Source organism: Microbispora sp. NPDC049633 (assembly GCF_040675265.1).
Classification (GTDB): Bacteria; Actinomycetota; Actinomycetes; order Streptosporangiales; family Streptosporangiaceae; genus Microbispora; species Microbispora maris.
Genome location: NZ_JBFAOO010000041.1, coordinates 35,486 through 49,123 on the forward strand (window position 1 = coordinate 35,486; position 13,638 = coordinate 49,123).

The 13,638-nt window shown below is 72.8% G+C and carries 13 protein-coding genes; 2 read left to right on the forward strand and 11 right to left on the reverse strand.

The genetic code is table 11. The annotated features are described in order from the left end of the window. Nucleotides 1–63: 63 nt before the first annotated feature. From AB0J39_RS13650 to AB0J39_RS13690, 9 genes are all read right to left on the reverse strand, one after another. Entirely contained in the window at nt 64–381 is a 318-nt protein-coding gene (locus tag AB0J39_RS13650) for an HPr family phosphocarrier protein (protein ID WP_363464043.1), read from the reverse strand. Between the two features lie 17 nt (nt 382–398). Next, the gene (locus AB0J39_RS13655) at nt 399–1,439 is read right to left on the reverse strand and encodes a zinc-dependent dehydrogenase (RefSeq protein ID WP_363464045.1); all 1,041 of its coding nucleotides are present in this window, start codon (nt 1,437–1,439) and stop codon (nt 399–401) included. Then, on the reverse strand, nt 1,436–1,903 hold the full coding sequence (locus AB0J39_RS13660; protein ID WP_363464046.1) for a PTS sugar transporter subunit IIA: 468 nt from the start codon (nt 1,901–1,903) through the stop codon (nt 1,436–1,438). The genes AB0J39_RS13655 and AB0J39_RS13660 overlap by 4 nt, the downstream gene beginning before the upstream one ends. Beyond that, nucleotides 1,896–2,204, reverse strand: a complete 309-nt coding sequence (locus AB0J39_RS13665; protein ID WP_346226476.1) for a PTS lactose transporter subunit IIB — start codon at nt 2,202–2,204, stop codon at nt 1,896–1,898. The genes AB0J39_RS13660 and AB0J39_RS13665 overlap by 8 nt, the downstream gene beginning before the upstream one ends. A 4-nt stretch (nt 2,205–2,208) precedes the next feature. After that, the gene (locus tag AB0J39_RS13670) at nt 2,209–3,390 is read right to left on the reverse strand and encodes a PTS mannitol transporter subunit IICB (RefSeq protein WP_363464048.1); all 1,182 of its coding nucleotides are present in this window, start codon (nt 3,388–3,390) and stop codon (nt 2,209–2,211) included. A gap of 199 nt (nt 3,391–3,589) precedes the next feature. Continuing rightward, entirely contained in the window at nt 3,590–4,555 is a 966-nt protein-coding gene (locus AB0J39_RS13675; RefSeq protein ID WP_363464049.1) for a 1-phosphofructokinase family hexose kinase, read from the reverse strand. Continuing rightward, nucleotides 4,552–5,313: a DeoR/GlpR family DNA-binding transcription regulator gene (locus AB0J39_RS13680; protein WP_363464051.1), complete on the reverse strand. Its 762-nt coding sequence runs from the start codon at nt 5,311–5,313 to the stop codon at nt 4,552–4,554. Before AB0J39_RS13680 ends, AB0J39_RS13675 begins: the two co-directional genes overlap by 4 nt. 121 nt (nt 5,314–5,434) lie before the next feature. After that, a complete protein-coding gene (locus tag AB0J39_RS13685; protein WP_363464052.1) occupies nt 5,435–6,382 on the reverse strand; it encodes a sigma-70 family RNA polymerase sigma factor in 948 nt (315 codons plus the stop codon). 103 nt (nt 6,383–6,485) lie between these two features. Beyond that, on the reverse strand, nt 6,486–7,220 hold the full coding sequence (locus AB0J39_RS13690; RefSeq protein ID WP_363464054.1) for an NAD(P)H-dependent oxidoreductase: 735 nt from the start codon (nt 7,218–7,220) through the stop codon (nt 6,486–6,488). A gap of 173 nt (nt 7,221–7,393) precedes the next feature. Between AB0J39_RS13690 and AB0J39_RS13695 the strand changes: the two genes are divergently transcribed. Next, complete coding sequence (locus tag AB0J39_RS13695; protein WP_363464056.1) at nt 7,394–8,470, forward strand: hypothetical protein; 1,077 nt, start codon at nt 7,394–7,396, stop codon at nt 8,468–8,470. Nucleotides 8,471–8,631: 161 nt separating this feature from the next. Here the strand turns inward: AB0J39_RS13695 and AB0J39_RS13700 are convergent, their stop codons facing one another. Both AB0J39_RS13700 and AB0J39_RS13705 read right to left on the reverse strand, forming a co-directional pair. Beyond that, nucleotides 8,632–10,587: a Xaa-Pro dipeptidyl-peptidase gene (locus AB0J39_RS13700; protein WP_363464058.1), complete on the reverse strand. Its 1,956-nt coding sequence runs from the start codon at nt 10,585–10,587 to the stop codon at nt 8,632–8,634. Between the two features lie 162 nt (nt 10,588–10,749). Then, complete coding sequence (locus tag AB0J39_RS13705) at nt 10,750–11,994, reverse strand: hypothetical protein (protein WP_363464060.1); 1,245 nt, start codon at nt 11,992–11,994, stop codon at nt 10,750–10,752. 199 nt (nt 11,995–12,193) lie between these two features. Here AB0J39_RS13705 and AB0J39_RS13710 point away from each other — a divergent pair, with 199 nt between their 5' ends. Then, nucleotides 12,194–13,459 (forward strand): MFS transporter, encoded by a 1,266-nt coding sequence (locus tag AB0J39_RS13710; protein ID WP_363464061.1) that lies wholly within the window; start codon nt 12,194–12,196, stop codon nt 13,457–13,459. Nucleotides 13,460–13,638: the final 179 nt, after the last annotated feature.

Genomic DNA, 13,638 nt, shown 5'->3' on the forward strand with positions numbered 1-13,638 from the left:
CACCTGCTCCTCCTTCCCGCGTTCCAGTCTCCATCACGGAGAGCCGCCGCGGCCCGGATGCCCTCAGCCGCCGGTCATACGGCTCCCCTCGGCTCCCTCGGCTCCCTCGGCGCCTTCGGCGTCGAGGTCGCGGGACAGCAGGTCCGCGAGGGTGGTCAGGGCCTCCTCCGCCCCCGGCCCGTCGGCCTCCAGGGTGACCTCGGCGCCGTGCCCGGCCCCGAGGGTCAGCACGCCCAGCATGCTGTTGGCGGGGACGGCCTTGCCGTCGCCCACGCGGATGCGGACGGGCACGGCCTGCCGCGCCGCCGCCTCGACGAAGATCTTGGCGGGGCGGGCGTGCAGGCCGGAGCGCGAGGCGACCGGCACTGTCCTTTCCGGCATCGCTTACCTCTCAGACGTCAGGGCTCGATGGTGACCTTGATGGCGGCGCCGCGGGCGACGACGTCGATGGCGTCCATTACCTCGTCCAGGCCGAGGCGGTGGGTGATCAGGTCGGCGACCGGCACCGCCCCCTCGGCGATGAGCCGCAGGGCGCGGGCGTTGTGGGCCGGGCTCGACCCGTTGGCGCCGACGATGGTCAGCTCCCGGTAGTGCACGAGGTTGGAGTCGCAGGCGATGATCGGGTCGTCCTTCGGCAGCCCGCCGAAGAAGCTGATCCGGCCCTGCCGCGCGGCCATCTGCAGCGCCTGCTGCTGGGCCGCACCGGAGGCCGCCGCCGTGATCACCACGTCGGCGCCCCGGCCTCCGGTCAGCTTGAGCACCTCGTCCACGAGGTCGGTCTCGCCCGAGCAGATCGCCGCGTCCGGCCGTACGAGGTCGGCGGCCATGGTGAGGCGCTCGGCGTTCAGGTCGGCGAGGAACACCCGGGCCGCGCCGCGCGAACGGGCGAGCCGCACGTGCAGGCAGCCGATCGGGCCCGAGCCGACGACGACCACGTCGTCGCCGGCGCCGACGCGGGCCAGCTCCTGTCCGTTGAGCACGCAGGCGAGCGGCTCGGCGAGGGACGCCTCGGCGAACCCGACCCCGTCGGGGATCCGGTTGAGGCCGTCCACGGCGAGCACCTTGGCCGGCACGACCATGTACTGCGCGAAGCCGCCGTCGTAGTGGTAGCCCATCGACTCCTGGTTGGGGCAGACCGTGAGGTGGCCCCGCCGGCACTCCTCGCACTCGCCGCAGGGGATCGCGGCGATCACCTGCACCCGGTCGCCCGGGCTCCAGCCGGTGACGCCCTCGCCGACCTCCACGATCTCCCCGGCGATCTCGTGGCCCATCACCCGGGGCGGCCTGATGTGGTGGTGCCCGAACCGGTAGATCTTCACGTCCGTGCCGCACGTCGAGCAGTTGCGTACGCGGATCTTGACCTCGCCGGGGCGGGCGACGGGCTCGGGCACCTCCTCCAGGCGGATGTCCCCGGGAGTGTGGAAACGGGCGACTTTCACTCGGAGTCTTCCTCTCCGTCCGGTTGCAGCAGGTGGATGACCTCATCGACCTCGGTGGCCGCCCGCAGGGCCGCGGCGCGGTCCGGGTCGAGCAGGATCTGGGCGAGCCGTGACAGCAATCGCATGTGGCCGTCGCCGCGCGCCGCGATGCCGACGCACACCGTCACCCGGTCACCGTGCCAGTCGACGCCCTCGGGGAAGCGCAGCACGCAGATGGCGTCGTGACGGACCGCCTCCTTCGACGTCAGCGTGCCGTGCGGGATGGCGACGCCCTCTCCGACGTACGTGGAGATCGACCGTTCGCGTTCGAGCATGGCCTCGGCGTAGGTGCCGTCCACCGCGCCGACCTCCTGGAGGACCGCGCCGCACTGCCGGATGGCGTCCGCGATGTCCGAGGCGGTCGCGGCCGTCCGTACGGCGCGGGGGTCGAGGGGGAGCGGGGCCGTGCCGGCCCGGTCAGCCATCGATCGTGCCCCCGTTCTTGATGGCGGCGACGACTCGGGTCACGGCCGGGTCGCCGATGAAGACCTGGAACGGCACGAGCACGACGCCGGGGGCGCTGGCCCTGGCGCGGTCGGCCAGCCCGGTGTGGCAGACGATCACGTCGGCGTCGGCGGGGATCGAGTTGACCGGGGTGTGCTCCACGCTGACCGCGGTGCCCTTGAGCTGCTTGCGCAGCGTGCTCGCCAGCATGACGCTGCTGCCCATGCCCGCGTCGCAGGCCACGATGAGCTTGCGGACGTCCTTGCCCTCGATGGTGGACACGGTTCTACGCCTCCTTGGTGGCGGGCACGCTCTCGGCCGCCGTCTCGCCGGTTGTGTCGCGCTTCTCGTCATCGGTGTCGTTCGTGCCTGTGATGTCGTTCGTGCCGGTGTCCTGCGCCGGTTCGTCCGGCTGGTCGCCGTTGGCGCGGCCGAAGCCCAGCAGCGCCGCGGCCACGGCGAAGGACACGGCCGTGGCGATCACGATTCCGGCGATCACCCCGAACCAGCCGCCCTTCGGGGTCACCGCCATGTAGGCGAAGATGCTGCCCGGCGACGGCGTCGCGACCAGGCCCGCCCCGGTGACCAGGAAGGTGAGCACGCCGGAGGCGCCGCCGGCGATGACCGCGAGGATCAGGCGCGGCTTCATCAGCACGTACGGGAAGTAGATCTCGTGGATGCCGCCGAAGAAATGAATGATCATGGCGGCGGGGGTGCTGGGGCGCAGGGATCTCGGGCCGAACAGCAGGTAGGCGATCAGCAGGCCGAGGCCCGGGCCGGGGTTGGACTCCAGCATGAACAGGATCGACTTGCCGTGCTTGACCGACTCGGCGACGCCCAGCGGCCCGAGCACCCCGTGGTTGATCGCGTTGTTGAGGAACAGCACCTTGGCGGGCTCGATGATGACCGACGCGATCGGCAGGAGCGAGTGGGAGACGAGCCAGGCGACGCCGTCGCCCGCGACCTCGGTGACCTTCTCCACGACCGGGCCGATGGCGAGGACGCCGGCGATCGCCGTCGCGGCGCCGACGATGCCGGCGGTGAAGTTGTCGACCAGCATCTCGAAGCCGGCCCTGGTCCGCTCGGCGGTGAACCGGTCGACGTACCTGAGGATCAGCGCGGCCAGCGGGCCGATGATCATCGCGCCGAGGAACATCGGGACGTCGGCCCCGACGACCACGCCCATCGTGGCGACGGCGCCGACCACCGCGCCGCGCTGGGCGTGGACCATCCGGCCGCCGGTGTAGCCGATGAGCACCGGGAGCAGGACATTGATGATCGGGCCGACCAGTTCGGCGAGCGTCTTGTTCGGCACCCACCCGGTCGGGATGAACAGGGCCGTGATGAGGCCCCAGGCGATGAAGGCGCCGATGTTGGGCATGATCATCCCGGCGAGATGGCCGCCGAAGCGCTGGATCGTGGCCCGCACACCGGTGCCGTGCACGGTGGGGGTGTAGGGCGTGGCCATTGACGTGCTCCTTCCGGGGCGACCGGCCTGGCTGGCCGGCTGGGGGGTTCTCGGGTCGCTGCCATCCCCCGGGCATGAGCGAGCGAAGCGAGTGAATCAGGGGTGCGAAGCGGGCGAAGCGAGGTGGATCGGGGGGTGTGGAGCGGGCGGGCGGCTGAGCCGGCGGGGCGGGGAGTCCGACGAGGGTGTGGGGTCGTGCTCACGCTTCCCCGGGCGCGGGGCGAGGGGGCGGCGTGAGCGGCCGGGCCGGGTCGGGGGGACCGATCCGGACGTGTGTGCGGTCGATGTCGGCGGGGCAGGGCATCCGGCTGCCGGGCAGCCGTACGGCCGCGCCGGCCCAGGCCAGGCCCTCGGCGAGGGCGGTCCCGCCGCGGGCTCCGGCGGCGAGGAAGCCCGCCAGCAGGGCGTCGCCCGCGCCCACGCTGCTGCGCGGCTCCTCGACCGCGCATTCGCCGTACCAGACCTGCCCGTCGTCCTCGGCCAGCAGCGCGCCGTCGGCGCCGAGGCTGGTCAGGACCGACCGCGCGCCCATGGCGCGCAGCTTGCCGACCGCGTCGAGCGCGTCGCCGACACAGGCGATCGACGTGCCGGTGGCCTCGGCGAGCTCGTCGCGGTTGGGCTTGATCAGGGCGGGGCCGGCGTTCACGGCGGACACGAGGGCGGGGCCGCTCGTGTCGACGGCGAGGTTGATGCCGGCGTCGGCGAAGCGGCGGCACAGGCCGGCGTAGACGTCCACCGGGACGCCGGGCGGAAGGCTGCCCGAGGCGACCACCCAGTCGGCCGACCGGGCGGCGTCGAGCACGGCGCCCGCCAGTGTGTCCAGCTCGGCGGGGGTCAGCGCGGTGCCCGGCTCGTTCACCTTGGTGACCGTGCCGTCCGGCTCGGCGATCGCGACGTTCGACCTGGTCGGACCCGCGACCGGCACGGGGATCATGTCGATGCCCTCCACCGAGAGCAGGTCGAGGAGCCGGCGCCCCTCGCTGCCGCCGTACGGGATGACGGCGCACGACCTGACGTCGTTGGCCAGCAGGGCGCGTGAGACGTTGACGCCCTTGCCGCCGGGGTCGAGGTGCGTGGCGGCCGCGCGGATGACGGCGCCGCGGGTGAGCGCGCCGACCTCGATGGTGCGGTCGAGGCTGGGGTTGAGGGTCAGCGTGAGGATCATGCGCGGACCACCTCCGGTCCCGCGGCGGCCAGCGCGGCCGCCTGGTCGGCGTCTAGCCCGGTGTCGGTGATTACGACGTCGATCTCGCCGAGCGTCGCGAAGCGCGCCAGATAGGTGCCGGAGAACTTCGTGTGGTCGGCCAGCAGGACGGCGCGATCGGCGCAGGCGATCATCGCCCGCTTGATCGCCGCCTCGGCCGGGTCGGGGGTCGTCAGGCCCTTGGCGACCGAGCAGCCGTTGGTGGCCATGAAGGCCACGTCCACGTTGAGCTGCGACAGCTGCTGGATGGCCCAGTCCTCCACGGTCGCCAGCGTCCGGCCGCGCACCCGGCCGCCCAGCATGAGCACGGTCAGGTTGGGGCGGGTCGCCAGCGTCGTGGCCAGCGGAGGTGAGTTCACGACGACGGTGAGCTCGCGGTCCGGCGGCAGCGCCTGCACGAGCCGGCTGGTCGTGGAGCCCGCGTCGATGACCACGGCGCCGTCCTGCGGGAGCTCGGCCAGGGCGGCCTTGGCGATGCGCTCCTTCTCGGCCGTCATCACCTCGTCCCTGGCGGCCAGGGCGGGTTCGAATCCCAGGCGCTCGACCGGGATGGCACCGCCGTGCACGCGCCGCAGGACGCCCGCGCGCTCCAGGGCGGTGAGGTCGCGGCGGATGGTCTCGGTGGTGACCCCGAACCGCTCGGCGAGCCGCACCACGTCGACCCGTCCGGCGTCACGGGCCATCCGCAGGATCTCCTGCTGCCGCTCCTCGGCGTACATCGTGTTGGTTCACCGCCGTTTCGATGTTGTTTCGTATGTGTTTATACCCGTCTCTGTTGCAGGGTCAAGAGCGGCGGACATCACGAAACGAAAGCCGGGCCGTTCTTCTGCTTCTCCCGCATCACGCCCGAGGGAAAAGAGGGCGTGGCGGTCCGGACGTCGTGCTCGGCCTCGCCGACGTTACGTCGGCGAGGCCGAGCCGGACCCCTGCCAGGCGGGCGGGATCGCCGATGACGTCGATGGACGTGACGCGGTCGCCGGTGACGGCGAGTTCGAGGACGAACAGCAGACGTCCGCGCGGGGCGACCACCGCCCCCACGGCGCCGTTGACGAGCGCGAGCCGGGCGAAGCGGGCCCTGCGGATGTTGGCGCGCGTCTCCTCCGCGACGGCCCGCGCGCCCCGCACCTGCGCCGGAGCCATGGCCTGCCCGCGCAGCGCGAAGGGATCGGCCCGGCGTACGACGTCGGGGGCGAGCACCGCCAGCAGGCCGCCCAGGTCGCCGGCCCGGGAGGCGGCCAGGAAGGCGGCCACCACCGCACGCTGCCTGGCCAGGTCGGGGGAGGGGACGCCGGCCGCGCCGTGCACCCGGCGACGGGCACGGCTCGCCAGCTTCTTGGCGGCCGCGGGCGAACGTTCCACGATCACGGCGATCTCGTCGAACGGCACGGCGAACAGGTCGTGCAGCACGAAGGCGGCGCGCTCGGCGGGACCGAGCGTGTCGAGGAGCACGAGCAGGGCGAGACCCACGGAGTCGGCGAGCACCGCCTCGTCCGCCGGGTCGGAGGTCTCCTCGTGCTGAGCCAGCATGTCGAGTTCGGTCAGGTCCGTGAAGTCCTCACGCCGCCGGTTGCGCGAGCGCAGCATGTCGAGACAGACCCGGCCGGTGATGGTCGTCAGCCAGGCGGTCAGGTTCTGGACGGAGCCGGAGTCGGCGCGGCAGGCGCGCAGCCATGTCTCCTGCACCGCGTCGTCCGCCTCGTCCGCGCTGCCCAGCATGCGGAACGCGACCCCTCGCAGATGCCCGCGGGATCGGGCGAACTGCTCGGCCAATCGAGCCTGGTCGTTCATCGGTCACCTTTCACCGTCGCGTTCGTTATTGAGACGTATCGCGCGGTGTGAAGGTGACGTGCCGCGGCGGCGAGCGGTGCCCGGACACCGCCTCGGGGCCCGCTCATCGCGTACGGGGGGCCGTTTCGCCGCGCGCCGCCGGTAGGCGGGCCAGCTCGGACACGGCGGTCCGCGCCGCGGCCAGGGAGTCCGCCGCCAAGGGCGTGAAGTGGGCCAGGGCGGGCACGTCCGCGGCCCGGGTCATCTCGGCGTGGACGAAGTGCAGGTTCTCCGGGGCCACGCCGAGATCGGTGAAGTACGCCCGCAGGTAGGGCGTCTGGAAGTCGAAGTCCTCGCGGGGCGTGCCCGGCGCGTAGCAGCCGCCGCGCGCGGTGACCACCACCACCGTCGTCCGCCGGAGCAGGCGGTCTCCGGTGCCGTCGTCGAGGAACGCCCCGGGGAAGGTCACCCGGTCGATCCACGCCTTGAGGGACGCGGGCACGGAGAAGTTGTACATAGGGACGCCGATCAGCACCGTTCCCGCGGCGCGCACCTCCGTGATCAACGGCAGGGTCAGCGCCCACTCGCGCTCCTCGGCGGGCCCCTCGGCCAACTCCGCCACCTTCGGCAGCGGCACCGAGCCGTGCCTCTCCACCCGTACGCCGAGGGAGACGAAGGCAGGGGACACCAGCGGGACCGGTTCGGCGGCGAGGTCGCGGTACCGGTATCCGGCGGGCCCGTGGAGACCCCGCCAGATATCCGCGTAGCGCGCAGTCAGCCGCCTGGTGACCGAGTCGCCGTGGTCACCGGCGCTTGAGTCCAGGTGCAGCAGTGACGTCCCCTGTCGATGCGAGTGCATCGTGAGCTCCTCTCCGGATGCTTCTGTCACCGGATATGACGTCGCGCGGGTGCCGGAGGTGACCGAGGCGCACCGCGCGGGGCCGTCGCGCCGGCGCCCGGGAGTAGGGTGCTGAGCCCGTGACATCGCATTCGAAGGCGCGCGGGCGTCCGACGGCACCCGAATGGACCGAGGTGCGCGATCGCCTGAACGGGGCCCGGCACGAGCTGGCGCGCGTCGCCGACGAGCTCTATCCCGGGGTGGCGAGGGCCGGATCGACCCGCCTGCTCGTCCGGGACGACTGGATCCCGGTCACGCCCCTCGACCTGCGCGAGGTGCGGCTCGGCTGGGTGGAGGACGCTCCCGCCCCTGCCGTCACGGGCCGCGAGCCGGAGGCGGCGGCCCTGCTGCCGGAAGGCGCCGGCGCCTACCCCGACGCGCTGGGGAGCCTCGCCCGCCCCCGGCTCTTCGAGGACCGCACCTGCTACCGGCTGCTGGAGGTCGCCTGGCCGGAGCTCGCCTTCACCCGGGCGCGCTACTTCGACGGCGTGAGCGTGGGCGAGGCGGCCGCGCACGAGCTCGCCGCGCACAAGTTGGCCGCCCATGAGCTCGCCGCGCGTGAGTTCGCCGGGGACGGCGGCGAGCGGCCGCTGCCGTTCCGCACGCTCGTGGGCGACCCCACCGACCTGCGCCGAAGGCCCGCGCTCTGCGCGGTCTCGACGCTGACGCTGCGTCACGACCGCCGTACGGGGGAGACGTCGTTCGTCCTGCACTGGCGCGATCCGGCCCGGGTGGCGCACGGCGGCGGGCTCTTCCAGGTCATGCCGGTCGGCGTGTTCCAGCCCGCGCACGAGTCCGCGGGCGCGGAGAGGTCCGACCTCGACCTGTGGAAGTGCGTGGTCCGCGAGTACGCCGAGGAGTTCCTCGGGCGGGGGGAGGAGTACGGCGACGGCTTCGACTACGAGAGCTGGCCGCTCTACCGGTCGCTGACCGACGCCCGCGAGGACGGGCGGGTGCGCTCCCTCGTGCTGGGCGTGGGAGTCGACCCGCTGACCTTCGCGACCGACTTCCTCACGGTGACCGTGCTGGAGGCGGAGACGTTCGACGCCGTCTTCGGCGAGGTCGCCGCCGCCAACAGCGAGGGCAGGGTCGTCGGCCGCGTGCCGTTCGAGGCGGAGACCGTGCGGCGCCATGTCCGCGACGAGCCGATGCAGGCGGCGGGCGCGGCGGTGCTGGAGCTGGCCTGGCGGCACCGCGCGGCTCTGCTGTAGCCGTTCCGCACGTCGCCTCGGCCGCCCCCGGCCCGGCCGCTTCTCGCCGTTCCCGCCGTCCGGGCCGTTCTCGCCGCCCGGGCCGTCTCCGCAGTCCGGGCCGTCCCCGCCGGTAGAGGCGACCGGCGGGGACGGGTCCGGATGTATCGCGAGGAGAGCGGTCAGCTCGCGGGGGTGAGCGCGCCGGCGCCGCCCACGATCGGCAGCGTCACCGTGCTCTTCGTCGTGTCGAGGTGCAGCCGCGCGCCGGGGGTGGGCCGGATGGTGTACTCGTAGTCGCTCGACAGCAGCACGATCCCGATCCGGTGCCCGGCCGGGAAGACGTAGTCGTGCGGCTGCAGGTCGAAGTCGAGGCGGTAGGGCGTGCCCGGCTTGACCGGCTCGGTCCGCGAGAGCGACTTGCGGTTCTGCGGGTCCGTCCAGCCCCGTGTGATGATCTTCGCCTTGCCGTTCTGGTCGTAGTCGACGAGCAGCGCCGTGACGTTCGCGGCCGGCTGGCCGAAGGACATCCGCAGCGACACCCGGGGGGTGCCGCTGAGCCTGGCCGGCGCGGTCAGCGACTCCGACATGTACGCCAGGCGGTTGGGCGAGGTGGCGGCGTCGGCGAGGGTCTGCGCCCGCTTGGTGGCGTCGTCCACGATCGTCTCGGTCACCGGCTTGCCCACCCGGGTCCTGTCGAGGGTGAGCGCTCCGGCCGCGCCGCCGGCGCCGGGGGCCAAATTGAGCTCGGTGTCCGCGGCGGCGGGGTCGGGCCACTCGGCGTACTGCGCCAGGGTCCGGTCCTCGCGCTGCACCAGGGCGCGGGGGTCGCTCTCCACGCCGTTCTGGTAGTCCCACAGATAGCGGGTGAACCAGCGGTTGAGCACGTCGACACTGGGGGAGCCGCCGTGCCCGCCCTGGTGCAGATAGATCTTGTGCGGCACCCCGCGCGTCCTGAGCGCCTCGTACCACTGCGCCGCGTGCTTGGTCTTGACGTTCCAGTCGTTGAGGCCGTGCGCGACCAGGACCGCCGCGTGGACCTTCCCGACGTCGTTCATGTAGTTGCGCTCGTCCCAGAAGGCGTTGTAGTCGCCGGTGACGCGGTCCTGGGCATTCGCGAGCTCCTCGATGACGCTCCGGCAGACCTGCTTGTCCGCGCGCGTGTAGACGTACTCCGCGAGCACGTCGGTGTCCTCGCCCTGGTAGCCGCCGGGGGCCACGACGGCGCCGTTCGCGCGGTAGTAGTCGTACCAGCTGGAGATCGCCGAGATCGGCACGATGGCCTCCAGGCCCTCGACCCCGGTGCTCGCGACCGCGTTGGGCAGGGTGCCGTTGTACGAGGTGCCGATCATGCCGACCTTGCCGGTCGTCCACGTCGCCCTGACCTCCCGGCCGGAGGCGTCGTACGCCTTCGCACGGCCGTTCAGCCAGTCGACGACCGACCTGGCGCCGATGGTCTCGTTGCGCCCGCCGGTGGTCGGGCAGCCGTCGGACTTGCCGCTGCCCAGCGACTCGGCGTGGACGACCGCGAAGCCGCGGGGCAGCCAGTTGGACTCGTGGCTGGTGCTGATGACCGGCTGCGGGCCGCTCTGCGCGCTCGCGGCGGACGCGTCCGCGCCGCCGGCATCGTCCGCGGCCGCCGCGGCCCGGCGTTCGTCGGCCGCCGGGTCGAGCAGCCTGCCGCCGCGGTTCTGCCAGCCCTTGCCCGGGCGCAGCGCCTCGTGGAGCTCGTGGTCCACGTTGTGGTTGGTGATGGGGTTGCCGCCGGCGTAGTAGGGGCTGACCTCGTAGACCACGGGTGACTTGAGGCCGGCCGTCTCGGTCTCCCGCAGGCGGGTGACCTCGGCGTGCACCCGGTCGCCCCGTCCGTCGCCGTCGCTGTCGACCGGGGTCTCGACCCACACCTCCTCGCGGATCCAGTCGCTGCGGTTCGCCGAGAACACCGGCTGGGCCATGCCGTCCTGGAACACCGGTCCGGCGGGGACGGCCGCGCCCGCGGAGGCCGTGTTCACGGCGACCCCCGTGACGGTCGTGGCGACGGCGAGGCCCAGCGCCGCCGCGCCCCGTCGTGCGGCTTGCGTACGGCGTGACGTGGCCGGCGGGACGAGAGCAGGCGTCACCCGGCGCGATGAGGACATCAGCGGATACTCCAAACGATCGGGGGGAACTCGGGCCGGGGGAATCGGCCCGCAGGCGGCGATGCTAGGGGCAGGTCGTGTGGAATGTCTTCGGACGTCCGTTCTGTCTTGATCGCGACGGTTTTCGACAGATGTCGAAGTCCGGCTAGCCGGGTGCGCGCGTCAGTAGCCGTAGCGGCTCTTCAGATGCCGCCAGACGTCGCGCAGCATCCACGCGTCGAATTCGGTGATCGAGGTGGCCGAGCCCGCCTTCATGAGGAAGCAGCACTGACCGGACGGGGTCCAGTCGTAGAAGTCGTTCAGGCCGAAACTGTGACCGATCTCGTGCAGGAGGATGTGGATGTCGTCGCTGCCGAGGTTGCCGACCAGGTATTCGCTGCCGACGCGCTGCCCCCAGTCGCCTCCCATGCCGCCCTGCATGCCCTCGGTGAGCCACAGCGACATGTCGTAGTGGTGGGAGGCGCCGCCGGGGCAGTCGGGGTAGGCGCCCGACTGGTTGTACAGGCGCGCGCACGGCTCGGCGCACTGCGGCGCGTCCTCGCGCATGTCGCCGACGTACACGTCCACCGAGTCGTCGCTCCACTGCAGCAGGGCGCGGTCGCGTACGGCCCAGCCGACCACCTTCACGGGCACCTCGGCGTACGGCCAGCCGTTGTGACCGGCCATGACGTCCATCCACTTCTTGAACGAGCGGGCCAGCGCGGCGTGGATCCGGTCGCGCAGCTCCGCCGACACCGGGGCGGTGGAGTCCCAGCGGACGCAGTAGTTGACGCTGCCCCCGTTGGAGATGATCTGGTCCCAGCCGTAGTTGCGGAAGCCGTACGGGTCGCCCGTGGACTCGACGTGCCGCCAGACCTCGTCGAGCGGTGCGGCCAGGGCCGCGGGCGGGCTCCAGCCGCTCTGCCGGCCCGCGCTGTCGGCGAGTGCTCTGATCTCCAGCAGGCCGACCGAGGCCTCACCGCTGCGCAGGACGACGCGCAGGCGGGTGGTGGTGACGGCGGGGAACGTGACGGTGTTGTAGGTGTCGGCCGCGATGGCATAGGTGGCGGGGATGTCCACGTAGGCGTCTCCGTCCCAGCGCTGGAGCCGCCACGAGGCCGGCAGCCGTACGCCGCCCCCGTCGTCGAAGAAGTAGACCTGCACCGAGGAGATCGTCTGGGCGGACGGCCAGGTCAGCAGGGCCCACTGCTCCCCGGCGTGGGGCCAGGTGCCCCAGCGGCGGTTCCGCGTGTCGCCGGACCGATCCGGGTCGATGCCGTCGTTGATCGCGGCCACGCTCTCCCAGGGAGAGGTGTAGGAGGCGGAGGCGGTGGCCGAGGGGGCCACGTTCGCGACGGTGGCGTCGGCACCCACGGGCGTCAGCAGGAAGCCCGCGACCAGCGCGAAAACGGCGAACAGTCGCCTCATTCTGTCTCCTTCGCGGCGCAGTGAGCGCTCACGGGCCGCAGTCCGGGGGGTGTCGTGCTGTGAAGCGAGTTTTTTCGGTCACAAAAGGGGTGTCAAGCCCCCATTTAGGACGATGTGCCGGATGAGACGCCAGTGTGAGACGAGCTGCGGCTTCTGAGGCGATGCAGGTGGAATGACCGGATCATCCTAGGATGACCCGGTGGTTGTGAGGATGAAGTCGCAGGGCCGCACCCGGTCCACCTCGTGGACGCACCGTCTGGCGGTCGCCGCCCTGGTGCTGGCCGCGCTCAACCTCCGGCCCGCGGTCACGAGTCTCGGGCCCGTGCTCGAAGAGGCCCGCGCCGCCCTCGGGATGAGCCCCACCCTCGCCGGACTGCTCACGTCCGTGCCGGCCGTGTGCTTCGCGCTGGTCGGCTCGGCCGCCCCCCGCCTGGCGCGCCGGCACGGACCGGACGGCGTCGTCCTCGCCGGGATGGCGGCGGTCACGGCCGGGCTCGCGCTGCGCCCGTTCGTCGCGAACACGCCTGCCTTCCTCACGCTGAGCGGTCTCGCGCTGGCCGGGATCGCGGTCGCCAACGTGCTGCTGCCGGTCGTGGTGAAACAGCGCTTCCCGGACAGGGTCGGCATGATGACCGGCCTGTATTCCATGGCTCTCAACCTCGGCGCTTCGACCGCCGCGGCCGTCACCGTCCCGCTCGCCGGCGCGTTCGGCGGTGACTGGCGTGCCGGCCTCGGCGCCTGGGCCGTCCTCGCCGCCGTCGCCGTCCCGCCGTGGCTCGCACTCGCCCGTGACAGCCGGAGGCCGGCCGCGCGGGAGCCCGCGCAGCAGGTCGGGCAGCCCGGGCAGCAGGTCGGGCAGCCGGTGGGTGGGGGCGCCGCCGCGGAGGGCGTGGCGCACGTACGGGTCGCCCGCAATCCGACAGCCTGGGCGCTCGCCCTGTATTTCGGTCTGCAGGCCACCTCCGCCTACGTCATCATGGGCTGGCTGCCCCAGATCTTCCGCGACTCCGGGCTGTCCGCGGAGACCGCCGGCCTGCTGTTCGCCCTCACCTCGGTGCTCGGCGTGCCGCTGTCCTTCGTGCTGGCCGCCGTCGCCGGACGGCTGCGGGACCAGCGCGGCGTCGCCGTCCTGCTCGGTCTGTTCGGCCTGGCCGGGTACGCAGGACTGTGGGCCGCCCCCGCCGCCGCGCCCTGGCTGTGGGCGGTGCTGCTCGGCGTCGCCAACTGCTCCTTCCCGCTGGCTCTCACGATGATCGCGATGCGCGGCCGGGACGGCGCGACGGTGATCCGGCTGTCCGCCTTCGCGCAAAGCGTCGGCTACCTGCTGTCGATTCCCGGTCCCATCCTGGTCGGGGCGCTCTACCAGCACACCGGCGGCTGGCGGGCGCCGCTGGCCTTCGTGGTGTGTCTCATGCTGCCGCAGATCGTCGCCGGGTTCTTCGCGGGCCGCGACCGGCAGATCTGATCTCCTCACGCTCGGGTCGCCGGCCCCGCCGGGGGTGCTCCTCCCATGCCGGGGCCCGTCGGGGGGCCCCCCCCTGTGGCGCGCCGGGGGGGGGGGGGTCCCGGTGGAGCGGTGCGGTTTTTCCGCGGGGGGCCGCGCGGGGGGCGGCGGGGGGGGCCCCGCCGGCCGGCCGAGGGACA